The organism is Amycolatopsis sp. Hca4 (assembly GCF_013364075.1).
GTDB lineage: Bacteria > Actinomycetota > Actinomycetes > Mycobacteriales > Pseudonocardiaceae > Amycolatopsis.
Genome location: NZ_CP054925.1, coordinates 5,549,761 through 5,572,426 on the forward strand (window position 1 = coordinate 5,549,761; position 22,666 = coordinate 5,572,426).

Here is a 22,666-nt window from a genome sequence, read left to right on the forward strand (position 1 = left end):
CGGGGGGAAGAACCGCTCACCAGGAGACGGGGAGCTTCTTCACCGAGAAGACGGAACCCTTCAGCCGCAACGGCACCTCGTCGGCCGGGACGGCCAGCCGCAGGCCGGGGAAGGCGCGCAGGAGCGCCGTGAAGCCCGCGCGCAGCTCGATGCGCGCCAGGTTCTGGCCGAGGCACTGGTGGATGCCGAACCCGAAGGCGACGTGACCGGAGGTGTCTCGGTCGATGTCCAGCTCGGCCGGGCAGCCGAACTTCTCCGGGTCGCGGTTGGCCGCGGGCAGCGACACCGTCACCGTGTCGCCCTTCTTGACCAGCTCGCCGTCGAGCTTCAGGTCCTCCAGCGCGGTGCGGTAGGTGTGGTACTGGTTGACGGTCAGGTAGCGCAGCAGCTCCTCGATGGCGGCGTCGAGCTTCGCCGGCTCCGCCCGCAGCTTCGCCAGCTGGTCGGTGTGGTGCAGCAGCGCGAAGACGCCGGTGGCCAGCGCGCCTTCGGTGGTCTCGTACCCCGCGAACAGCAGCAGGGTGACGATGTTGCGCAGCTCCTCCTGGGTCAGGTCCTCGCCGACCAGCGAGCTGATCAGGTCGTCCGCGGGCTGCTGCCGCCGCCGCTCGATGACCTCGTCGAAGAACTTCCCGGCCACCTCGTAGGCCGCCGCGGCCTCGGCCGGGTCGGCTTCCGCGTCGTGCAGGAGGGTCACCGCGGGCACGTACCGGTCGCGTTCCTCGTAGGGCAGGCCGACGAGCTCACCCAGCATCCGCAGGACCAGCGGCTTGGCGAAGTCCAGCACGATGTCGGCCGGGGCACCCTTGGCCCGCATGACCTCGATCTGCTCGGCGGCCACGGCCTCGACGCGCGGGATCAGCCTGCTGGTGCGGCGGACGGTGAACTCACCGGTCAGCAGCTTGCGGTAGCGGGTGTGCTCGGGCGGGTCCATGTGGATGAACATGCCGGGGATCAGCGGGTGGGTCGGGATGACCTGGCCCTGGTGGGTCACCGGGAAGTGGCCGACCTCGCAGCTGTGGCTGAACCGCGGGTCGCTGAGCACCTCGCGGACCAGCTCGTAGCTGGAGACGATCCAGCCGACGTGCCCATCCGGGTAAACCATCTTCGCGAGCGGCCGCTCTTCGCGCAGAGAGTCGAACACCGCGGGCGGGTCGAACTTGTCGGTCCGATCCCACGGCACCTCGAACGAAATTGCGTCGGTCATGGAAACCTTTCCCGTGGGAGCTCCGGCGTTTCTTATTCGGCGATCTTCGTGCGGTGCGACCAGCGGAAGACCGCGATGTCGCAGCCGTCGACGGCCTGGAACTCGCCGCCGTGCACGAAGTGCTCGTACCCGGCCCCGTGGCGGATCTTGAGCGTGTTCTCCAGCGCGGAAGCGTCGACACTCCGGTGCGCCGAAGCCAGTTCGGCCGGCCCGCCGTCCAACGCGATTTTCACCTGCGTAACACTCATCGCGGCCTCCACCTGTTTCGGGGATCTCCCAGCGCAGAACAGTCTTTTCGTTCTCGATTCAGGCTAGGCGAGCCACCGGAAAGCGACATCCCTCACTCTGGTAGGGCCCTGGAGCACCACACACGGGCCACACGAAAAAGGGGCTTTCCCCTGTGGCACAGGAGAAAGCCCCTTCGGTCCGGCGTCCGTCAGGGTTCGGGAGGCAGGTCCACGGGCTGGCCGGTGTGCGCCGATTCGTAGGCCGCCTGGACGATCCGGAACGTCCGCAGCGCGGCCCGGCCGTCGGGACCGGGCCCGGCGCCGTCCGCGAGGAAGTCGTTGAGCAGCAACGCATCCAGGTCTTCGCCGCCCAGTTCGCCCCGGTCGCCGTCGAGCAGCCGCGGCCCGGCGTCGTACTGCACGCTCCCCTTGTCCCCGACGAAGGTGACGGCCGGACGGCCCGTTCCCGACGCGCTGCGGCGGCAGTCGAACGATGCGACCCGCCCGCTGCGGTACCGGACGGTCAGCACCGCCGCGCTTTCCGCGTGCCGTCCATTGAGGACGGTGTTGGTCTGGGCGTACACCTGCTGCGCGGGCTCGCCCCCGAGGACGGCGTCCGCCAGGTCCAGCAGGTACGGCGCGGCGGCACCCAGCACGGCGTCCGCTTTGGTGGTCAGCGAGCCGAGGACCGTCGTGAGCTCCCCGATGCCGCCGTCGGCGATTCCGTTGCGCACCACCGCGAACGCCTCGCCGTGGCAGGCCGGGGACGCGAAGGTGAGCCGGTCACCGCCGGCGGCCACCACGGCCTCCAGGTCGGCTTCCTTGGCCGCGGGCGGGTATTCGCACAGCACCCGCGCCCCGGCCTCGGCCGCCTGCCGGACCGGCTCGAACGCGTCCCAGCCCGCCGTGGCCACGATTTCGACGTCCGGCAGGCCGCGCAACGCCCGGGCGTACCTCTCGGGCGTGGACGACAGGATGGCGACCTTCACGCTGCTCCTCTCACCGGCAGTTCGACGGCCCGCCCGGTCCACGCGGACTCGGCGGCGGCGTGGATGATCCGCACGGCGGCCAGCGCGTCCTTCGCCCCGATCCGCGGTTCGGGGCCGCCCGCGAACGCCGTGGCGAACTCCCGCATCTCAGTGGCGAACACCGAAGGCCCGCCGTACCCGAAGTTTTCGGCCAGGCCGTCGACCACCCGGACCTCCTGGGGCCACTCGGAGTCGTAGCTCACCGTCCCGCCGGTCCCCGACACGTGGAAGGCCACCCGCACGGGCGGCCGCGGCGTCGCCGTCCACCGGCTCACGACCTGGCTGATGGCGCCGCTGGCGTGGGTGAGCACGGCGGTCCCGGTGGCGACGGCCCCCTCGGGGGCCGGGGTGGCGATGTCGCCCTGGTAGGCGGCGTGCACGCGGACGACGTCCCCGAAGACCCAGTGCGCGAGGTCGGCGCCGTGCAGCAGCTGGTCGGTGAGGATGCCGCCCGAGCGGGCGGAGGCGTGCCCGGTCCAGGGCCGCGGGTGGTAGGCGGAGAAGGAGAACCGGCCGATCGCGCCCTCGCCCAGCTTCCCGCTCGCAACGAGCTCGTGCAGGCGCGCGTAGGGCGGGGCGAACCGGACGTCGTGGGCGGCGTAGAGCCGCACGCCCGCCTGTTCGGCGGCGGCGACGATCTCTTCGGCCTCTTCGGCACTGGCCGCGAGCGGCTTCTCGCACACGACACCGACACCGGCGCCGATGGCCGTCATGGCGATCTGGTGGTGGCTCGCGGTCGGCGTGCAGATGTCGACCGCATCAGCGCCGTCGAGCGCCTCTTCCAGGGAGCCGGCGGCCTTCGCGCCGAACTCCCGCGCCAGCTCGACGCCCCGCCCGTCGTCGGAGTACACCCGCACGACAGCGCCGGCGCCCAGCCACGCTTCCAGGTGCAGCCGGGCGATCAGCCCCGCACCGATGAGAGCCACCTCGAGCGGCCGCGATGTCTTCACGTACCGAGACTCGCCCACACCGCCCGGTGCGAGCCATTACCAACGTGGGTAGTTCGGCCTGCCACACCGGCAGCGATGTGTGAGGACTGCGAACTCCCCGCCCTGCCGCCCGTGGAACTGCCGTCCCGGCCGACCTTCGGCGGTGGTGCGTCGGCGAGCTGGACGGCACGCCGAAACCGGATTCACCCTCCTGCCCCGCTGGGCCGGAGCGGCAGGCTTGGTAAGGGGTGCGGTTGGCCGCCGCCCGGACCGTTCGCGGCGAAGGCGTCTTGCCGCCCTGCACGAGGTCGGAGTGGTGCTCGCCGGACTGGCTCTGCCGGCGGCAAAGCGGCCGTCGTCGGTGCGATCGCCGCAGCGAAACGCCCGGACCGGAAGATCGCCGGGCAGGCCCGCAAGGCGCGGGTTCGCTCTCCGCACGAGCTGACTTCCGGCCGGTTCGGGCCGCGCGTCCGATCCGGCCGGCCGAACCGGCTACTTCGACGGCGACGGGGAAGCCGGTGCCGACGCGGGGGCCTGCGACGCCGCCGGGACCTTCGGGGCGTTGTAGGTGTCCATGTCGGTGATCTTCCACTTGTCGCCCTGCAGCTGGGCGTTCAGGTGGAGCTGGGCGGTGCCCGCGGTCGTCTTCTTCGTGTCCGTGCGGGTCGAGGTCTGGTCGACGAAGACCATCACCTTCGCCAGGTCGCCGTTGAGCATGATCACCGCCGCGCGGGTCACCTTGCACGTCACGATCATCTTCTGGGCCGGCGCCAGCCGCTTCACCTCGCCCATCAGCGAGTTGTACTTGGCCTTGACGTCGTCGTTGGCCAGCAGGTCGTTCGCCGCGTCCTCGGTCTTCTTGATGTTGTTGAAGTCGTAGGAGAACAGCGCTTCGGCCGCCTTCGAGACGGCGTCCTTGACCTGCGCGGTCCGCGCGACGTCCAGCAGCGCGGTGTTGCTCGTCGCCGAGGAGACCTTGACCTCTTCGGACTTGAACCAGAACGCCAGGCCGCCCAGGATCAGCGCGACCAGCACCAGCGCGCCGGCCACCAGGTACGGCCTCGGCACCTTCGAGCCCGCGGGCTTCGCCGGCTCCGCTTCCGAAGCGACGACTTCGGCTTCCTCGGTCGGCTTCGCGATCCCGGTGTCCCGCTGCTTCCGGCGCGGCGTCGGCCGCGGCGGAGCTTCCTCCTCCACCGACGGCTCGCCCGTCAGGGCGTCGACCTGCGGCTCCTCCTCGACCGCGGGTTCGACCGCCGCGAACACCTGCGTGTCCTCGGCCGGTGACGTGTCCAGCTGCCCACTGGCCGACTCGACCGGGCGGGGCTCCGGACGAGGACGCGGCCGCGGCTTGGCGGGCAGCTGACCGGTCCGCTCGGCCGCGGACTCGTCCGTCGAAGGCTTGCGCAGCCCGGCCACGCGGGGACGCCGCGACGGCGTCGGGGTGCTGCGCGGCGGCTGGCGGCGGGAGGGGGGCACTGCAGGCTCCTTCTGGGTGACGCTATTGGCCGGCCGCGACGAGCGGGACGCTGTCGATGCCGGACAGCTTCCAGTCATCGCCCACCCGGGTCATCGACACTTCGAGGCGCAGCGGCTTCGCGCTGCTCTTGTCCCCCTGGGTGACGGTGGTGGCGATGGCGGCGAGGAAGCTGGCCTTGCCTTCGTGGTCGTCGAGCTCCTCGACGGCGATGTCCTGGACGTCGGTGGTGACCTTCGTCTTGGCGTCGGAGAGCGCTTTGCGGAACGTCGGCGCCGACTGGTCGATCTGCTGCGCCATCTTGTCGTCCGACACGGCTTTCTGCCGGGCGAAGAAGCCGTCGAGGTCGGTGTAGTCGACCTCGGTGTAGGCCTTGAGCGCGTTCGTCCCCGCCTTGACGACGGCCTCGCGCGAGGCCGCCAGTGCGGCGTTGTCGTCGTTCTCGGCCACCCACCACTGGACACCGAAGATCGCCGCCGCGATCAGGGCGGCCAGCGCCAGCGCCCCGGCGCCGAGCACCAGGATCCGCGAAGGGTCCTTCGACGGCTTCGCCGAGGACTCCTCCTCGACCGTCGTGGCGGCCGGCTCGTCCGTGCTCATGACACTCCAGGGTAGGTAACGGTCATCAAATCCACGTCAGGACAGGCCGAGCAGCGAGCCCAGGCTGTTCAGGCTGACGCCGGGGCTGCCGACGATGCCCGGAACGCCCCGGGTGTCCCGCTCCTCGGCCAGCTCTTCGGCCGGCCGGTTCTTGTTGGCCGCGACGTCGCTGTCCGACGGCGCGACCGGCACCCCGCCGTACGGCGCGTTCTGCGAGCCGCGGACGTTGATCGGGCTGCCCTTCGGTTCGGCACAGTACGCGTCTTCCTTCGCCGGCTTCGCCGAGAGGTCGTTCCCGGTCCGGTACTGCGAGTACGGCAGGTACCCCTTGGTGCACGACGGCGGGTTGAACAGGTTGAGCACCAGGCCGAGGTGCGCGGTGCCGTCGCCGGGGGCCACGCTGCTCGCCGCGCCGGCCAGCGCCGGGTACGTCACGAGCCCCTGCTCGATCCCGTCGAGGCGGGTCACGGTCAGGTTGGCCGTGGTGAGCAGGTTCGCCGTCAGCGCGCCGAGGCCGGGGCCGGACTCCTGCAGCACCTGGCTGACCTGCGCGGCCACCTGCGGCGTGATGCCGATGAGCTTGCGCAGGTCGCCGTCGGAGTTCTTCAGCGTGCCGGTGAGCTCGTTGAGGCTCTTGCTGAACGAGGCGAAGTTCGCGGCTTCGGCGTTCTGCGTGTCGAGCACCTGGCCGCCGGCGTCCAGCAGCTGGATCGTCTGCGGCAGGTACTGCTGCGCGGTCGTGGTGAAGCTGCGCGCGGTGTCGAGCAGCTTCTGCAGGTCGCCGCCGGTACCGCGGAAGGCGTCGTAGGACTCGTCGACGACCGTGCGCAGCGAGTCGACCGGGACCGACGCGGCGAGCGAGTCGAGGTCGCCGATCAGCCGGTCGGTGCTGACCGGGGTGGTCGTCTTGGTCGCCGGGATCACCGAGCCGCCCGCGAGGTACGGGCCCTGGTCGGCCTTGGGCCGCAGGTCGACGTACTGCTCGCCGACCGCCGACCGGTTGGCGACGACGGCGTCGAGGTCCGCGGGCACCTTCGGCGCCGACGGGTCGATGTTCAGGTCGGCTTCGAGCCCGGTCGGGGTCAGCCGCATCTCGCCGACCCGGCCGATGTTGAAGCCGCGGTAGGTGACTTCGGCGTTGGTGAAGATGCCGCCCGATTCGTTGAGCTGCAGCTTGACCGTGTAGCCGCTGTTCCCGAACACGGTGCCGAGCCCGGCGAACCGGATCAGCGCGTAGACGATCGCGACGACGGAGATCACCACGAAGGCGATCAGCTGGATCTTCGTCCGGCGGATCAGCATCAGCCCGCACCTCCCAGCAGCCCGAAGAGGTTGCCCAGGCCCGGCTTGGACTGGCCGGACTGCGTGCCGGCGCCGGGGATCGGCAGCGGCGGCGGCTGGTTGGCGGGCGTGCCCTGCACCCCGCCGGTCAGGCCGGCCAGCGGCAGCTGGCCGGACAGCGCGTTCTGCCTGCTGTTGCCCAGGTTCTCGACGATGGTCTTCAGGTTCAGGTCCACCTTCGCGAACAGGTTGAAGTAGTCGCCCTTGACGCCGTTGACGGCCTGGTCGCTGAACGGGAACGTCAGCAGGATCTCCAGGGCCTTCGGCAGGTCGTTGCCCGCCTCACCGAGCTTCTGCAGCGTCGGCGTCAGCGCCTTGAGGTCGGCCACGAGGTCCTTCTGCGACTTGTTCACCGTGTCGGTGGCGACGCCGGAGAGGTTGTCCAGCGCCTGCAGCATGGTGACCAGCTGGCCGCGCTGCTGCTCCAGCACGCCAAGCCCGGGCCCGAGGTTGTCGACCGCGCCGACCAGCTTGTCCTTCTGGTCGTTGAGGGTCGAGGAGAGCCGGTTCAGCCCGTCGATGGCGCGGGTGATGTTCTGCGACTGCCGGTCGAGGTTCGTCACCAGCTGGTTCGCGTTGTCCAGCAGCGCCTTGATGTCCGGTTCGCGGCCGGAGGTGGCCTTGTTGAGTTCCTTGGTGATGGTGTTGAGCTGGTCGACGCCACCGCCGTTGAGCAGCAGGGACAGCGCGCCGAGCAGCTCCTCGACCTCGACGCTGCGGTTCGTGCGGGCCAGCGGGATGGTCGCGTTGTCGGTGAGCTTGCCGTGGGCCTGGTCGTCGCCGGGCGAAGCCAGCTCGACGTACTTCTCGCCGAGCAGGCTGGACTGCTTGACGTTGGCGATCGCGTTGGCAGGCAGCTTGACGTCGCCGTTCACCTTGAGCGTGACCAGCGCATGCCAGCCGTCCTTGGTGAGGCCGACGTTCTCGACCCGGCCGATCGGCACCTCGTTGACCTTCACCCCGGCCTGCGGGGTCAGGTCGAGCACGTCCCGGAACTCGACGTTCACCGTGTACGGGTGGTCGCCGAGGTCGGCGCCGCCGGGCAGCGGCAGGTCGTAGATGCCCTTGAAGGCGCACCCGGAGAGGACCAGGGCGGACGCCGTGGCCAAGGCCCCGATGGTCAAGACCTTCTTCACTGGCCACCTCCGTAGAGCTGCCCGGCGATGGGCAGCGGCAGCGGCGGCAGCTGACCGGACTGCAGGGCCTGCACGGTCTGCGCCACGGACGGCAGCGGGATCACCTTGTCGACCACGCCGGCGATGCTCTCGCAGGCGTTGCCGAGCACGTCGGGGATGCTGTTGGTGCCGACCTGCTTGAGCAGGCGGCAGATCATCACCAGCGGCGGCTGGGTGAGCTCGTTGAGGTTCGGCCGGGCGTCGAGCGTGCCGGACGCACCGTTGTAGGTGTTGACCAGGTTGCTCAGGCCGACCGGGGCGACGTCGAGGATCTCGGCGAGCGAGCTGCGCTGGTCGACGAGCACCTTGGTGATGCCGGCCAGCTTGTCCACATTGGACTTGAGCCGGTCGTGGTTGGCGTCGATGAACGACTGGACCGCGGTGAGCGTGGTGCCCAGCTGCTGCACGGTCGCGGCCAGGTTGTCCTTTTCGGACGCCAGGTAGCCGCTGACGTCGGCGAGCCTGCTTTCGAAGGTGCGGACCTGCTTGTCGGAGTCGGCCAGCGTCTGCGAGAACTTGCCGAGGTTCTCCACCGTGGAGAACAGGTCGTCCTTGTTGCCGGCCAGCGTCCCGGCCGCCTGGCCGAGCTTGGTGATCGTGTCGTGCAGGGCCTGGCCGTTGCCGTCGACGTTGGCCGCCGCGGTGTTCAGCAGGTTCGACAGCGAGCCGTTCTTGTTGGCGCCGTTCGGGCCGAGGGTCTCGCTGACCCGGGCCAGGCTGGCCGCCAGCTGGTCGACCTCGAGGGGCACCTCGGTGCGGTCGAGGCCGATCACCGCGCCATCGGAGATCCGCGGGCCGCCGGTGTAGGCCGGGGCAAGCTGGACGTACCGGTCGGACACCAGCGACGGCGCCACGATGAGCGCCTTGGCGTCGGCCGGGACGGCGACCGAGCGGTCGTACTCGAAGTCGACCTTCACCCGGTCGCCCATGGGCTGGATCTTGGTGACCGTGCCCATGTCGACGCCGAGCATCCGCACGCTGTTGCCTTCGTACAGGCCGACGGCGCCGGCGAAGTACGCGGTCAGGTGGTTGCGGCCGGCGTCCTTGAGGGTCCACCAGATCCCGCCGGCGACGACGAGCGCGAGCACGATCGCGATGGTGAAGCCCCTGGTCAGGGCCTGCCCGAAGCGGGTGTCACTCATTTCGTGTAGCACCCCTCTTCGTTGATCGGGCCCATCGACGGCAGCAGCAGGCCGCAGATGTAGTTGTCGAACCAGCGGCCGTTGCCGATGGTGTTGGTGAACACGCGGATGAAGGGCGCGAACTTCTTGAGGCCCTCGGCCAGCGAGTCCTGGTTGCGCTGCAGCATCGACGTCAGCTGGTCGAGCTGGGTCAGCACCGGGTCGAGTTGCTTGTCGTTGTCGTCGATCAGGCCCTGCAGCTGGGTGGCCAGCTCACGGGAGCCGTTGAGCAGGGCGGTGATCGCGTCCTCGCGCTTGGCCAGCTCGCCGAGCAGGTCGTTGCCGTCGTCGAGCAGCTTCTGCACCTCGGCGTCCCGGTCGACCAGCGTCTGCGACACCTCGCGGGTGTTGGCCAGCAGGTTCGACAGCTGCTGGTCGCGCGAGGCGATCGTGTCCGACAGCTTGGACAGCCCGGACAGCGCGCCCCGGACGTCCTGCGGGGTGTTGGCGAAGGTCTGCGAGATCGTGTCGAAGCTCTGGGCCAGCTGCTTGGTGTCGATGTTGTCGACGGTCTGGGAGAGCCCGCGGAAGGCGTCGAGCACGTCGTAGGGCGCCATCGTGCGGTCCCGCGGGATGCCGGTGCCCGGGTTCAGCGCGTTCTCGCCCTGCGGGTCCAGCGACAGGTACTTCTGCCCGAGCAGGGTCTTGATCTTGATCGCGGCGCTGGTCCGGTCGCCCAGCCAGGCGTCCTTGACCTTGAACGACACCTTCACCGAGGCGCCGTCGAGCTCGATGTCGCTGACCTTGCCGACCTTGACGCCGGCGATCCGGACGTCGTTGTCCTTCTGCAGCCCGGACGCCTCGCTGAACTCGGCGCTGTAGGTGGTGCCGCCGCCGATCAGCGGGAGGTCGTCGGAGTTGAGCGCGGCGGTGAAGGCGAGGGCCAGCACGACGATCCCGACCAGCGCGATCGGCACCGGGTTGCGCTTCTGGAAGGACTTCATCCGGAGCACCTCGCCCGGTTCGCCGGCAGCAGGGGCAGGGCGACGTCGTTGATCAGTGGCGGCAAGCTCACGCTCCCGGAGAACTCACAGGCGTAGAAGTTGAACCAGGAGCCGTAGTCCGCGGTGCGGGTCAGCGTGCTCACCTTGGTCGGCAGGAACTGGATGAAGTGCTCCAGCTCCGGCTCGTTCTTGTTGAGCGCGCTCGTGAGGTTGCCGAGCGCGCTGATGTCGTTCTTCAGCGGCTCGCGGACCTCGCCGAGCAGCCCGGACGTCGTCTGGGCCAGGTTGCCGAGGCTCTCGATCGCGTCGCCGATCGGCTTGCGGTCGGCGGCGAGGCCGGACACCAGCTGCTGCAGCTTCACGATCAGGTCGTTGAGCTGCGGGGTGTGCGCGTTGACCGTGTCGAGCACCGAGTTGAGGTTGTCGATGACCTCGCCGATCACCTGGTCCTTGTCGGCGATCGTGGTGGCCAGCGACGCCGTGTGCGACAGCAGGCTCTCCACGGTGCCGCCCTCGCCCTGCAGGACCTGGATGACCTCGTAGGACAGCTTGTTGACGTCGTCCGGGTTGAGCGCGGTGAACAGCGGCTTGAAGCCGTTGAACAGCTCGGTCAGGTCCAGCGCCGGCGTGGTCCGCTCCAGCGGGATGGTGCCGCCGGGGGCCAGCGTCTTGCCGCCGGAGTTCTCGCCCTCGCCGAGCGAGACGTACCGCTGGCCGACCAGGTTGCGGAACTTGATCTGCGCGGTCACCCCGGCCGGCAGCGTCCGCCCGGCGTCGACCTCGAACTCCACCTCGGCCTGGCGCTTGTCGACGATCTTGACGTCCTTGACCTGCCCGACCCGGACGCCGGCGATGCGGACGTCGTCGTTGGGCAGCAGCAGCGTCGCGTCGGTGAAGCGGGCCTTGTAGGCGTTGGTGCTGGTGGTGTTGATGTTGGCGATGCTGATCCCGAGGATCGTGGTGAACAGCACGGTGACCACGACGAAGATGCCGAGCTTGATCAGCGGCGCGAGCAGGCCCCTCACTTGACCGTCACCTCCGCACCCCGGTACAGCGGGCCGACGAGCAGCGCGCTCCAGCCCGGGACGTCGGCGGCGTTCATGCCCAGCTGCGGGCCGAGCAGGTCGGCCAGGAAGCCCTGCTCCGCCGTTGAGTAGGCCAGATCACCGCCGGACCCGCCGTTGCCGGCCGCGTCGGCCTTGAACTTGGCCGGGTTGAGGCCCTCGCCGACGCTCTTGGGCGCGGCCTGGTGCAGCGTGCCGTCCTTGAACGCGCCGTCCGGCGGCTCGGACGGGAACGGCTTCGGGATGTCCTTGATGTCGTAGCAGCGCGGGCCGCGCTTGTCCTCGAACCGCGGCTCTTCCTTGCCGGCCTGGTAGGGCGCGCGCGGCACGATGATCTCGATGGTCGCGTGCAGGCCGGGCTGGTTGGTGCCCTTGCCCAGCGCCTGGTCGATCAGCGGGACGTTCTTCGCCATCTGGGAGATCACGCAGGGGTACTCCGGCGCGTACTTCGCCAGCAGCTCGGCCGTCGGCCGGGCGGTGTCGACGAGGGAGATGATGTTGTCCTTGTTGTTCTGCAGGAACGTCTGCAGGTCCACCGACGCCTGGGTGAGGCTGCCGTAGAGGTTGCTCAGGTTCTGCCGCTCGTCGACCACGGTCCGGGTCGTCGTGCTCAGGTTGTCCAGGCTCTGCACCAGGTCCGGGGCCGCGTCCTTGAGGTGGTCGGAGAACTCCGCGAGCGCCTTGAGGTTGTGCTGCAGCTCCGGCTCGTGCGGGTTCAGCTCGCCGATGTAGCTGCCCAGCTGCGACAGCGTGTCACCGAGCTGGTCGCCGCGGCCGGACAGCGCCGTCGAGATCGCGGTGAGCGTGGCCGACAGCTTCTGCGGCTGCACCGCCTGCAGCACCGGCATCAGGTGGGAGAACGCCTGCTCCAGCTCGACCGCGTTCGACGTGCGGTCCTGCGGGATGACGTCCCCGTTGCTCAGCGTCTTCGCCGACGGGTCCTTCGGGATCTCCAGCGAGACGAACCGCTCGCCGAAGAGCGTCTTGGGCAGGAACCGCGCCGAGACGTTCTCCGGGATCAGCTTCGCCGACTCCGGCTGGAGCGCCAGGGTCAGCTCGGCACCCTTGTCGGTGGCGACGATGTCCTGCACCGAGCCGACGATCAGCCCGCGCACCTTGACGTCGGACTGCTTGATCAGCTGGTTGCCGATCTTGTCGGCTTCCAGCTTGACCGTGACGACCGGCGTGAACGCCTTGTCGTAGAGCGCGATGGACAGCGCCACCCCGCCGACCATCACGGCGACGAGCAGCAGGCCGAGCAGCCTGCGTCGGAGCGTCCTCATCCCGCGATCCTTACCGTGACGTCGGTTCCCCAGATGGCGAACCCGATGAAGAAGTTCATGATCGACACCGTGACGATGGACAGCCGCACGGCCTTGCCGACCGCGACGCCGACACCGGCCGGGCCGCCGGTCGCCCGGTACCCGAAGTAGCAGTGCGACAGGATGATCAGGACGCTGAACAGCAGCACCTTGATGAACGAATAGAGCACGTCCTGCGGTGGCAGGAAGAGGTCGAAGTAGTGGTCATACGTGCCCGCCGACTGGCCGTAGATGTAGATGACGACCAGCCGCGACGCGAGGTACGAGCTCAGCAGGCCGATGATGTAGAGCGGGATGACCGCGACGAACCCGGCGATGATCCGCGTCGTCACCAGGTACGGCAGGCTCGGCACGCCCATGACTTCCAGCGCGTCGATCTCCTCGGAGATCCGCATCGCGCCCAGCTGTGCGGTGAACCCGGCGCCGACCGTCGCGGACAGCGCGAGCCCGGCGACCAGCGGCGCGATCTCGCGGGTGTTGAAGAACGCGGTCAGGAAGCCGGTGAAGGCCGACGTCCCGATCGAGTTCAGCGCCGAGTAGCCCTGGAGGCCGACGAGGACACCGGTGAACAGCGTCAGGCCGACCATCACGCCGACCGTGCCGCCGATGACCGCCAGCGAGCCGGAGCCGAAGCTCACCTCGGCCAGCAGCCGGAGGACTTCCTTCGTGTAGCGGCGGATGGTCCGCGGCGTCCACAGCAGCGCTCGGCCGTAGAACGACATCTGGTCACCGAGGGTGTCCAGCGTCTGCAACGGACGGTTGGCGACGCGCTTGGCGCCCTGGAGGAACGTCATGGCGCTAGTCCAGCTTTCCGGGCACGATCTGCAGGTAGATCAGGGTGATCACGAAGTTCACGACGAACAGCAGCAGGAACGTGATGACCACCGACTGGTTCACCGCGTCCCCGACGCCCTTCGGGCCGCCGGAGGGGTTCAGGCCCCGGTAGGACGCGACGACGGCGGCGATGAACCCGAAGATCAGCGCCTTGATCTCGCCGACCCAGAGGTCGGGCAGCTGCGCGAGGGCCGAGAAGCTGGCCAGGTACGCACCCGGCGTCCCGCCCTGCAGCACGACGTTGAAGAAGTAGCCGCCGAGCACGCCGATGACGCTGACCATGCCGTTGAGCAGCAGCGCGACCAGCATCATCGCCAGGGTGCGCGGCACGATCAGCCGCTGGACCGCGGAGACGCCGAGCACCTCCATCGCGGCGATCTCTTCGCGGATGGTCCGGGCACCGATGTCGGCACAGACGGCGCTTCCGCCCGCGCCCGCCACCAGCAGCGCGGTGACCAGCGGACTGGCCTGCTGCACGGTGGCGAGCACAGAGCCCGCGCCGGTGTAGGACTGCGCGCCCAGCTGGCGGGCGAGCGAGCCGAACTGCAGCGAGATGACCGCGCCGAACGGGATGGCCACCAGGGCCGTCGGCAGGATGGTCACGCTCGCGATGAACCAGGACTGCTGGATGAACTCCCGCAGCTGGAAGGGCCTCTGGAACAGGCCGCGGACGATGTCCAGGCCGAGAGCGAACAGGTTCCCGGTCTCGCGGAGCATGCCGATCCCGGGGATCTTCGCCTGTGTTGCGGGAGAGCTCACCGGCCACCTGGCCCGTTGTTCGGTGGCATCCGGTGCGTGCCGGGTCTCGGCGGCTGGCCGCCGCCCGGGATCCGGGCCACCTGGTCGGCGGGCAGCTGCCCGTGGTGCTGGCTGGGGACGCCGTCACCCTGCGGGCGCACGCCGACCTGCTGCGGCTGCCGGCGGTGCGGCTGCACGCCGTAGTGGCGCTGCTCCTCGGGGCTCAGCGACTCGATGATGCTCTCCTGCGCGGCGGGCGGCAGCCGGTGCATGATCTCCATGACCCGGTCCTTGCGGCGGACGGCACCCATCCGGGTGGGCACACCCGGCGTCGGCTGCATCTGCGGCGGCACGCCGGAGACGTCCTCGACCCCGCCCGCGTGGTGGCCGGCGTCGAACATCGCCTGCTCGGCGGCCATCTGGGCGCTGTCCTTCTCCTCGGACATGCCGATCGGGCCCTGCATCTTGCCGTTGAGGAACTGCTTGACGACCGGCTCTTCGCTGGTCAGCAGCACCTCGCGCGGGCCGAACATGACCAGTTCCTTGCGGAAGAGCATGCCGAGGTTGTCCGGGACCGTGCGGGCCAGGTTGATGTTGTGCGTGACGATCAGGAACGTCGCGTCGATCTGCGCGTTGACGTCGAGGAACAGCTGCGAGATGTAGGTGGTGCGGACCGGGTCGAGGCCCGAGTCCGGCTCGTCGACCAGGATGATCTCGGGGTCGAGCACCAGGGCGCGGGCCAGGCCGGCGCGCTTGCGCATACCGCCGGAGATCTCACCGGGGAGCTTCTTGTCGGCGCCGTTCAGACCGGTCATGTCGAGCTTTTCGAGGACGATCCGGCGGATTTCCGTCTCGGACTTCTTCGTGTGCTCGCGCAGCGGGAAGGCGACGTTGTCGTAGAGGTTCATCGAGCCGAACAGCGCGCCGTCCTGGAACAGGACGCCGAAGAGCTTCCGGATCTCGTAGAGCTTGTGCTCGGAACAGGTGACGATGTCGACACCGTTGATCACGCAGCGGCCGCGGTCGGGCTTGAGCAGCCCGATCATCGACTTCAGGAAGACCGACTTGCCGGTCCCCGACGGGCCGAGCATGGCCGACACTTCGCCCGGGGGGAGCGTCAACGTGACGTCCCGCCAGATGGCCTGCTTACCGAAGGACTTGGTCAGGCCTTCGATGACCACCTCGGCACCCATCGCACCTCCAGGAGCTGTTCCGCGTCATTGCGCCCGCTGCCACACCCTGCCACCCACGCCGGCGGCGGATGTGGGCCCGTCGGGCGCCCACGAACCCGCGTCAACCAGGTGCAACGAGCCGAGTGCGAACAGGTTACTCACCAGTTTTCTTTTCTGGCCAGCTCCGGCTCCATCGTCACCCCGCCGTGATCGGCAACGGGCAGCACGGTAGCCCATTCGGGCCAACTACGCAGTTCTCCGGAACCCCGGAATCCGCGATTCGGGGGCCCCGGGGCCATTCGGACAGCGTTCCTAGGGGGCGACGCCGCCGCTGGGCAAAAGGGACGGGGCGGGCATCCGAGTGGATGCCCGCCCCGTCACGAGGTGGTGCGCAGGCGCTGACGCGCCCGTGATCACTTGATGGTGATCTTGGCGCCCGCGGCCTCGAGCTTCTCCTTGGCGGCCTCGGCGGCCTCCTTGTCGACCTTCTCCAGGAGGGCCTTGGGAGCGGACTCGACCAGCTCCTTGGCCTCCTTCAGGCCCAGGCCCGAGACGACCTCGCGGACGACCTTGATGACCTGGATCTTCTTGTCGCCGGCGCCCTCGAGGACGACGTCGAACTCGTCCTGCTCCTCGGCGGCCGGGGCAGCGGCGGCACCCGGGGCGGCGGCGGCAACGGCGACCGGCGCGGCGGCGGTCACGTCGAAGACCTCTTCGAACTCCTTCACGAACTCGGAGAGCTCGAGGAGGGTGAGCTCCTTGAAGGCGTCGATCAGCTCGGCGGTGCTCAGCTTCGCCATGATGGCTTCCTCTCAGAAAAACGAACGAGACGTTCGGGGTGGGGGTGGTTCAGCTCTCGGCGGGTGCTTCGGCTGCTTCGGTACCGGCGGCTTCGCGCTGCTTTTCCTCCAGCGCCGCAGCCAGGCGGGCGACCTGGGACGCCGGCGCCTGGAACAGCGCGGCGGCCTGGGACAGCTTCGCCTTGAACGCGCCCGCCGCCTTGGCGAGCAGGACCTCACGGCTGTCGAGATCGGCGATCCGGTTGATCTCGTCCACGGACAGCGCTTTGCCGTCCATGTAGCCGCCCTTGATCACAAGCGCGTTGTTGTCCTTCGCGAAGTCGCGAAGCGCCTTGGCGGCGTCGACAGCTTCACCCTCGACGAAGGCGATGGCGGTCGCGCCGACGAACAGGTCCTCGAGACCCTGGATGCCGGCGTCCTCGGCCGCCCGCTTGACCAGGGTGTTCTTCGCGACCCGGTACTTGGCACTGGTGCCGAGAGCGCGGCGCAGCTGGGACAGCTGGGACACGGAGAGGCCGGTGTACTGGGTAACGACGGTGGCCGAGCTGGTGCGGAAGCTCTCCGCGATCTCGGCGACGGCCGCCACCTTGTCGGGCTTCGCCATGGTCGCCTCCTCTCTTGGCTAGTGTTTCCACTGGCGTTCGAGGAGCCCCTCAGACGACGAAACGCCCACGCGCAGAGCAGGCGCGGGGCGTCATCGGGCACTGGGTGCCCGGCCTCGTTCCTCCTGCGCGGGCCGCCCGGCGTGATGCGGGACCTTCGTTCCCCGTTTGGGCGGGGAAAACCAGCGGTCTTCGGTAGAACCGTCGTCAACTATACAGCGTGGGTTGTCAAGGCTTTCTTGGGGGCCGGTCCTGACCTGCGTTTAGGGCGCCTGGGGGTTCGTTCGCGTGCTCCGGAGGGCATCATGGTGACGTGGCGGAGCAGCGTGACGACGGAAAGCCGGGCTCGGACATCGAACCGGCGGGCCGGAACACGCCCGCCGCCGGGAACGGCCAGGGAGCCCCGGCTCTGCCCCCACCCGGCAACGCCCCCGTCCCCGCGCAGGGCGCTCCGGCGCTCCCGCAGCCGTCCAGCTCCTCCGCACAGCCGCCGGTAGACCCGGCCGAGCTGGAGCAGTTCCGCCAGTTCCAGCAGTTCCAGGACTACCTGCGCTTCACCCAGGCCCAGCAGGGCAACCAGCCGGCCCCCGCGCCGGACGCGGGCGTCGTCCAAGCCCCGCCGTCCCAGCCGGTGCCGCAGCAGGGCGGCCAGCCGCCGATGATCCCGCCGGGCTACCAGCTGGTCCCGACCGAGCGCCGTCGCGCGCCGAAGTGGGTGACGTGGCTCGGCAAGAAGGTCCTCGCCTGGGTGCTGGCCCTGGTGATCCTCGGCGTCGCCGGAACCTGGCTGTACAACCACTTCTTCCCCAACGACTCGGGCAAGTCCTCCGCCCAGCTCGCCCAGGAGGGCGGCGGGAAGTACCAGACGAACCACATCCTCTCGACCAGCCCGTACGAAGCCGTGCGCGAGGTCTACGACGCCATCGCGCAGAACCTCGTCCCGCAGGCGTGCGGGCGGATGGACGAGCCGATCCAGCAGAAGTTCGCCCAGGACCTGGGCTACGCGGACTGCCAGGTCGCGGTGCACGAGCTCAACCGCAAGGTCACCAACAAGAACAAGTACGCCGAATCGATGCCGTCGTACGTCTCGGAGCCGATCCCCGGCGACCGGTTCACGATCAGCTCGTGCCGGTTCGGCATCGAAGGCGGTCCCGCGCTCGGCGCGTTCACCGTGGCGAAGGTGCCGAAGGGCCAGTGGCTGATCGTCGAGCACACCAACGAGCCGACACCCTGCCCCGCGCCGACCCCGACCAGCCCCTAGCGCGGGTGTGGCGCCGCCAGGAACGAGACCAGTGCCTCCGCGAACGCCGGTGACATCACCGCCGTCATGTGGTCGCCCGGGATTCGCACCAGCCTGGCCCCCGCGATCGCCGCCGCCAGGCGCTCCGGCTCGGCTGCCAGCTGGTCCTGCTCGCCCGCCAGCACCAGGGTCGGCACTCCGATCGCCGACAGGTTCATGCGCCCTTCCCGCGAAGCCAGCGCCACCGCCGCCAGCGCTTGGCGGTCGCCGCCCACCGCGTCCGCCAGCAGCCGGAACGGCACCCCGGACGGCGGGACCGTCGACGGGTCCTCCGCCAGCAGCGCCGAGGCGATCTCGGCCGGCTTCACCACCCGCAGGTCCACGCCGCCGAAGTCGACGATTCCGGAGCCCACGCCGCCCGTGGCCAGGCAGCGGATGCGCTTGTCCGCCGCCGTTGCCGTCAGGGCGATGATCGCGCCCATCGAGTAGCCCACCATCGAGACCTCGTCGAGGCCCAGCTCGTCCAGCAGCGCCGAGACGTCCCGGGCCATCGCGTCCTCGGCGTAGCAGGACTCGTCGTGCGGCTTCTCGGACCGGCCGTGGCCACGGGCGTCCAGCGAGATCACCGTGAAGCCCGCCGACCGCAGGGCCGCGACGACCCCGGTCGAGATCCAGTTCGCGTTCGTGTCCGCGGCGAACCCGTGCTGCAGCAGCACCGGGCGGTGGGCGCCGTCGCCCTCCCACACCGTGTAGTGCAACCGGAGCCCGTCGAACGACGCGAAAGTCGGCATGACGTCAATAAGACACGAAGAAAGGGCGCCCCCGCAGCAAGCGGGGACGCCCTTTCTGGTGATCTCAGCCTCAGACGGCAGCTTCCTCGGAGAGGAGGTTACGCGTCCGCAGCGGGTCGACCGGGATGCCCGGGCCCATCGTGGTGGTGAAGGTGACCTTCTTCAGGTAACGGCCCTTCGCCGACGACGGCTTGGCCCGCAAGATCTCGTCCAGCGCCGCCGCGTAGTTCTCGACCAGCTTCTCGGTGTCGAAGGAAGCCTTGCCGATCACCAGGTGCAGGTTGGCCTGCTTGTCGACGCGGAAGTTGATCTTACCGCCCTTGATGTCCTGCACGGCCTTCGCGACCGCGGGGGTCACCGTGCCGGTCTTCGGGTTCGGCATCAGGCCGCGCGGGCCGAGGATGCGGGCGATGCGGCCCACCTTGGCCATCTGGTCCGGCGTCGCGATCGCGGCGTCGAAGTCGAGCCAGCCACCCTGGATGCGCTCGATCAGTTCGTCGGTGCCGACCGCGTCCGCGCCGGCGGCTTCGGCCTCGGCGGCCTTGTCGCCGACGGCGAAGACGATGACGCGGGCGGTCTTACCGGTGCCGTGCGGCAGGTTCACGGTGCCGCGGACCATCTGGTCGGCCTTGCGGGGGTCCACACCGAGACGCATCGCGACCTCGACGGTCGCGTCCATCTTGGTCTTGGAGGTCTCCTTCGCCAGCTTCGCAGCCTCGAGCGGCGCGTACAGACGCGTCTTGTCGATCTGCTCCGCAGCCTGGCGGTAAGCCTTGCTGTGCTTGGGCATTTCTTCTGTCCTAACTAATTCAACGGATCAGTGTGGTGACGAGCCAGCCCTGGCTCTCCCACGGGTGCAGCGAAAATCAGGCGTCGACGACCGTGATGCCCATCGACCGAGCAGTACCGGCGATGATCTTCGCGGCCTGGTCGATGTCGTGCGCGTTGAGGTCGGTCTCCTTGGTCTTGGCGATCTCGCGGACCTGGTCCCAGGTGACCTTGGCGACCTTGGTCTTGTGCGGCTCGCCGGAGCCCTTCTCCACGCCCGCGGCCTTCAGCAGCAGCTTCGCGGCCGGCGGCGTCTTCAGCTTGAAGTCGAACGACCGGTCCTCGTACACGGAGATCTCGACCGGGACGACGTCCCCGCGCTGCGACTCGGTCGCGGCGTTGTAGGCCTTGCAGAACTCCATGATGTTGACGCCGTGCTGACCCAGCGCGGGGCCGACCGGCGGCGCGGGGTTGGCCGCACCCGCCTTGATCTGCAGCTTGATGATCGCCGCAAGCTTCTTCTTCTTGGGTGGCATTTCTTGTCCTGTCCTGTACTACGTTCCCCGCGTACCTGCCGTGGACGCGGGGACTGCGGCCGGAAAGGCCGGCCTCAGATCTTGGAGACCTGGTTGAACGACAGCTCGACCGGGGTTTCCCGGCCGAAGATCGACACCAGGACCTTCAGCTTCTGCCCGTCGACGTTGACCTCGGAGATCGTCGCCGGCAGGGTCGCGAACGGGCCGTCCATGACCGTGACCGACTCGCCGACCTCGAAGTCGACCTCGACGGCCGGGCCGCCGAGCGGCGCGGTCGCGGCGGCCTCGCCCTTGCTGGCCTTGGCCGGAGCTTCCTTCTCGACCTGCGGCGCGAGGAACTTCAGCACCTCGTCCACGGTCAGCGGCGACGGCCGCGAGGTGGCGCCGACGAACCCGGTGACACCCGGCGTGTTGCGCACCGCGCTCCACGAGGCGTCGTTCAGGTCCATCCGGACCAGGATGTAGCCGGGCAGCACCTTGCGCTGCACCTGCTTGCGCTGGCCGTTCTTGATCTCGGTGACCTCTTCGGTCGGGACCTCGATCTGGAAGATGTAGTCCTCGACGTCCAGGGTCTGGGTCCGGGTCTCGAGGTTGGTCTTCACCTTGTTCTCGTACCCGGCGTAGGAGTGCACGACGTACCACTCGCCGGGCGCGGCGAGCAGCTCGGCGCGCAGCTTGGCGACCGGGTCCTCGTCGTCCGCGGCGGGCTCGGCTTCGTCGGCCACGTCGTCGGCGGAATCGGCGGCGACGTCAGCGGAATCGTCGGCGTCGTCGTCGGCCTCGGCGTCCGGCACGTCGACGGGCTCGAGGTGCGCGGACTCTTCGTCACCGAGTGCCGCGTGCACCTGCTCGTCGGAAAGCTCGGTCAGGTCGTGACCGGCTGCTGTGCCGTTGTCGGAGGTCACGTTCCGTCCTCTCAGTTGATCATTGCCGGGGCCCGGGGCCCCATCGGCACCGCGCCGGGGGCGCGTCAGCCGAAGATGTGGCCGATGCCCCACTTGAACAGCAGGTCCAGGCCACTCACCAGGGCCACCATGAACACCACGAAGACCAGCACGACCGCGGTGTAGGTGACCATCTGCTTCCGGTTGGGCCAGATGACCTTGCGCAATTCCGCCCAGACCTCGCGGATGAAGCGCACCAGCCGCGCGAACACGGAGGCCTTCTTCGGCTTCTGGTCCCGCTTCGGAGTCGGAGCGCCCTTCGCGTCGGGGGCGGTCTTCTCCCCCGACTTCCCGGCCGGGCGGGTCTTGTCGTCCGCACGTGCCGCGGACTTCCCCGCCGGACGAGCGGTCGCACGGCGCTCACGCCGGGCAGCGGCTGTGACGGGACGGGACGGGCTCTCGGGCTTCTGCCCGGCGCCGTCCTGCTCCTGCTCGCCGCCGCTGGCGTCGCTGTCGCTCACGACCACTCCTCCGCTCCACCAGTTCCGTTACGCAGGGGTGACAGGACTTGAACCTGCAACCTGCGGTTTTGGAGACCGCTGCTCTGCCAATTGAGCTACACCCCTGTGGAGCCCCGATCGCTCGGAGCCCCGGTGGACGCATTCCAGCGTCCCCACCATCCAGGCGGGGATGACCGTAGTGCGTTCCAAGTCCCGAAGTCTACGGCAAGCCTCGCGGGAGCCCGCAACCGCGCCCCCCGATCGACCTCCGAACCCCGGCCGGCCTGCGGAAAACTCCCCGCCGGCCACCTGATCATGCCAGGATGTCCGCCATGACGACCACCCCCCGTCCGGCGGGGGCTCCGATGCGGCTCGGGCTCGCGCTCCCCCAGTACGGCGCCCTCGCCGACCCCGCGGCCGTACCGCGCTTCGCGACCGCTGCCGAGGACCTCGGCTTCACCTCGCTCTGGGTCGGCGACCGGATCCTGACGCCGCGGGAACCGTCGGACCTGTACCCGGGTGGCGGGACGCCGGAACACCCGTACCCCACGGAGTTCGAGACCTTCGCGGACCCGTTCACCACGCTCGCGGCCGCCGCGGCGGTGACCCGCACGGCCCGCCTGGGGATGAGCGCGCTGACCGGCCCGGTTTATTCCCCCGTCCTGCTCGCCAGGGCGCTGACCTCGCTCGACCTCGCCAGCTCGGGACGCCTCGACGTCGGCTTCGGGCTCGGCTGGCTGCGCGAGGAGTACTTCGCCACCGGGGTGCCGTGGGAGGGCCGGGGCCGGCGGCTCGAAGACGTCCTCGACGCGCTCGACGCGCTGTGGACCGGCGACCCGGCGGCGCACGAGGGCCCGCAGTGGCGGATCGCGCCGTCGACGGTGGGCCTGCGCCCGGCCCAGCGGCCACGCCCGCCGGTGCTGCTCGGCGGGTTCTCGCCGCCGGCACTGGCCCGGATCGGGCGCCGCGCGGACGGCTGGCTCGCCGGCTGGATGCCGAAGCAGTACCTCGAGGGCCTCTGGTCGGTGGCGCGCGAAGCGGCCGAGAAGGCCGGGCGCGACCCGAACTCGCTGCGCCGCGTGCTGCGGATCAACCCGCGACAGGGCACCGCGATCGAGACGGTGGCCGACGTGCCGCCCTGCCTCGACGTGGCCCGTGAGCTGGGCATCACGGAGGTGCTGGTCGACCTGCACTACGTCGCGAAGGACGTCGACCACGCCCTGGAGCTCGCCGGCGAGCTGATCGCCGACTGAGGCGTGTTCGGTGTGATGCACCTCTCATGCAGACCTTCTTTGTTCTATTATAG

At 69.5% G+C, this 22,666-nt stretch carries 24 protein-coding genes and 1 tRNA gene; 2 read left to right on the plus strand and 23 right to left on the minus strand.

Annotated elements, in window-relative coordinates; translation table 11 throughout:
* Nucleotides 1-16 precede the first annotated feature (16 nt).
* From HUT10_RS24285 to rplJ, 17 genes are all read right to left on the minus strand, one after another.
* Nucleotides 17-1,207: a cytochrome P450 gene (locus HUT10_RS24285; RefSeq protein WP_176173315.1), complete on the minus strand. Its 1,191-nt coding sequence runs from the start codon at nt 1,205-1,207 to the stop codon at nt 17-19.
* Between the two features lie 32 nt (nt 1,208-1,239).
* Nucleotides 1,240-1,440, minus strand: a complete 201-nt coding sequence (locus tag HUT10_RS24290) for a DUF5988 family protein (protein WP_254897010.1) — start codon at nt 1,438-1,440, stop codon at nt 1,240-1,242.
* Nucleotides 1,441-1,643: 203 nt separating this feature from the next.
* The gene (locus HUT10_RS24295; RefSeq protein WP_176173317.1) at nt 1,644-2,423 is read right to left on the minus strand and encodes a Gfo/Idh/MocA family protein; all 780 of its coding nucleotides are present in this window, start codon (nt 2,421-2,423) and stop codon (nt 1,644-1,646) included.
* Nucleotides 2,420-3,412: a Gfo/Idh/MocA family protein gene (locus HUT10_RS24300; RefSeq protein ID WP_176173318.1), complete on the minus strand. Its 993-nt coding sequence runs from the start codon at nt 3,410-3,412 to the stop codon at nt 2,420-2,422. Before HUT10_RS24300 ends, HUT10_RS24295 begins: the two co-directional genes overlap by 4 nt.
* Before the next feature lie 471 nt (nt 3,413-3,883).
* A complete protein-coding gene (locus HUT10_RS24305) occupies nt 3,884-4,810 on the minus strand; it encodes a hypothetical protein (protein WP_176177984.1) in 927 nt (308 codons plus the stop codon).
* A gap of 82 nt (nt 4,811-4,892) precedes the next feature.
* Entirely contained in the window at nt 4,893-5,468 is a 576-nt protein-coding gene (locus HUT10_RS24310) for a hypothetical protein (protein WP_176173319.1), read from the minus strand.
* A 36-nt stretch (nt 5,469-5,504) separates the two neighbouring features.
* Nucleotides 5,505-6,770: an MCE family protein gene (locus HUT10_RS24315; protein WP_176173320.1), complete on the minus strand. Its 1,266-nt coding sequence runs from the start codon at nt 6,768-6,770 to the stop codon at nt 5,505-5,507.
* Nucleotides 6,770-7,945 (minus strand): MCE family protein, encoded by a 1,176-nt coding sequence (locus tag HUT10_RS24320; RefSeq protein ID WP_176173321.1) that lies wholly within the window; start codon nt 7,943-7,945, stop codon nt 6,770-6,772. Before HUT10_RS24320 ends, HUT10_RS24315 begins: the two co-directional genes overlap by 1 nt.
* Nucleotides 7,942-9,126, minus strand: coding sequence for an MCE family protein (locus HUT10_RS24325; RefSeq protein WP_176173322.1), 1,185 nt, complete (start codon nt 9,124-9,126; stop codon nt 7,942-7,944). Before HUT10_RS24325 ends, HUT10_RS24320 begins: the two co-directional genes overlap by 4 nt.
* Complete coding sequence (locus HUT10_RS24330; RefSeq protein WP_176173323.1) at nt 9,123-10,109, minus strand: MCE family protein; 987 nt, start codon at nt 10,107-10,109, stop codon at nt 9,123-9,125. Before HUT10_RS24330 ends, HUT10_RS24325 begins: the two co-directional genes overlap by 4 nt.
* Nucleotides 10,106-11,134, minus strand: coding sequence for an MCE family protein (locus tag HUT10_RS24335; RefSeq protein ID WP_176173324.1), 1,029 nt, complete (start codon nt 11,132-11,134; stop codon nt 10,106-10,108). The genes HUT10_RS24330 and HUT10_RS24335 overlap by 4 nt, the downstream gene beginning before the upstream one ends.
* Nucleotides 11,131-12,456: an MCE family protein gene (locus tag HUT10_RS24340; protein WP_176173325.1), complete on the minus strand. Its 1,326-nt coding sequence runs from the start codon at nt 12,454-12,456 to the stop codon at nt 11,131-11,133. The genes HUT10_RS24335 and HUT10_RS24340 overlap by 4 nt, the downstream gene beginning before the upstream one ends.
* Entirely contained in the window at nt 12,453-13,289 is an 837-nt protein-coding gene (locus HUT10_RS24345; RefSeq protein WP_072474798.1) for an ABC transporter permease, read from the minus strand. Before HUT10_RS24345 ends, HUT10_RS24340 begins: the two co-directional genes overlap by 4 nt.
* A 4-nt stretch (nt 13,290-13,293) precedes the next feature.
* Nucleotides 13,294-14,046 carry an ABC transporter permease gene (locus HUT10_RS24350; protein ID WP_003060268.1) on the minus strand — a complete coding sequence of 251 codons (753 nt, stop codon included), beginning with the start codon at nt 14,044-14,046 and terminating at the stop codon, nt 13,294-13,296.
* Nucleotides 14,047-14,084: 38 nt separating this feature from the next.
* Complete coding sequence (locus HUT10_RS24355; protein WP_176173326.1) at nt 14,085-15,260, minus strand: ABC transporter ATP-binding protein; 1,176 nt, start codon at nt 15,258-15,260, stop codon at nt 14,085-14,087.
* 392 nt (nt 15,261-15,652) lie between these two features.
* Nucleotides 15,653-16,039 (minus strand): 50S ribosomal protein L7/L12, encoded by a 387-nt coding sequence (rplL, locus tag HUT10_RS24360; RefSeq protein ID WP_176173327.1) that lies wholly within the window; start codon nt 16,037-16,039, stop codon nt 15,653-15,655.
* Between the two features lie 49 nt (nt 16,040-16,088).
* Nucleotides 16,089-16,643: a 50S ribosomal protein L10 gene (gene rplJ / locus HUT10_RS24365; protein ID WP_176173328.1), complete on the minus strand. Its 555-nt coding sequence runs from the start codon at nt 16,641-16,643 to the stop codon at nt 16,089-16,091.
* A gap of 311 nt (nt 16,644-16,954) precedes the next feature.
* Here rplJ and HUT10_RS24370 point away from each other — a divergent pair, with 311 nt between their 5' ends.
* Complete coding sequence (locus HUT10_RS24370; RefSeq protein WP_176173329.1) at nt 16,955-17,902, plus strand: hypothetical protein; 948 nt, start codon at nt 16,955-16,957, stop codon at nt 17,900-17,902.
* On the opposite strand, the gene HUT10_RS24375 is transcribed toward HUT10_RS24370, so the two are convergent.
* The 6 genes from HUT10_RS24375 to HUT10_RS24400 form a co-directional block, all read right to left on the minus strand.
* Nucleotides 17,899-18,672 carry an alpha/beta fold hydrolase gene (locus tag HUT10_RS24375; RefSeq protein WP_176173330.1) on the minus strand — a complete coding sequence of 258 codons (774 nt, stop codon included), beginning with the start codon at nt 18,670-18,672 and terminating at the stop codon, nt 17,899-17,901. The two genes, HUT10_RS24370 and HUT10_RS24375, sit on opposite strands and share 4 nt — an antisense overlap.
* Before the next feature lie 70 nt (nt 18,673-18,742).
* Entirely contained in the window at nt 18,743-19,462 is a 720-nt protein-coding gene (rplA, locus tag HUT10_RS24380; protein WP_003079259.1) for a 50S ribosomal protein L1, read from the minus strand.
* A 76-nt stretch (nt 19,463-19,538) separates the two neighbouring features.
* Nucleotides 19,539-19,976: a 50S ribosomal protein L11 gene (rplK, locus tag HUT10_RS24385; protein WP_043781763.1), complete on the minus strand. Its 438-nt coding sequence runs from the start codon at nt 19,974-19,976 to the stop codon at nt 19,539-19,541.
* 74 nt (nt 19,977-20,050) lie between these two features.
* Entirely contained in the window at nt 20,051-20,881 is an 831-nt protein-coding gene (gene nusG / locus HUT10_RS24390; protein ID WP_176173331.1) for a transcription termination/antitermination protein NusG, read from the minus strand.
* A 65-nt stretch (nt 20,882-20,946) separates the two neighbouring features.
* On the minus strand, nt 20,947-21,387 hold the full coding sequence (gene secE, locus HUT10_RS24395) for a preprotein translocase subunit SecE (protein ID WP_176173332.1): 441 nt from the start codon (nt 21,385-21,387) through the stop codon (nt 20,947-20,949).
* Between the two features lie 26 nt (nt 21,388-21,413).
* A tRNA-Trp gene (locus HUT10_RS24400) sits at nt 21,414-21,486 on the minus strand.
* Nucleotides 21,487-21,692: 206 nt separating this feature from the next.
* On the opposite strand from HUT10_RS24400, the gene HUT10_RS24405 reads away from it, so the two are divergent.
* Nucleotides 21,693-22,613, plus strand: a complete 921-nt coding sequence (locus HUT10_RS24405; protein WP_176173333.1) for a TIGR03619 family F420-dependent LLM class oxidoreductase — start codon at nt 21,693-21,695, stop codon at nt 22,611-22,613.
* The last annotated feature ends 53 nt before the right edge of the window (nt 22,614-22,666 follow it).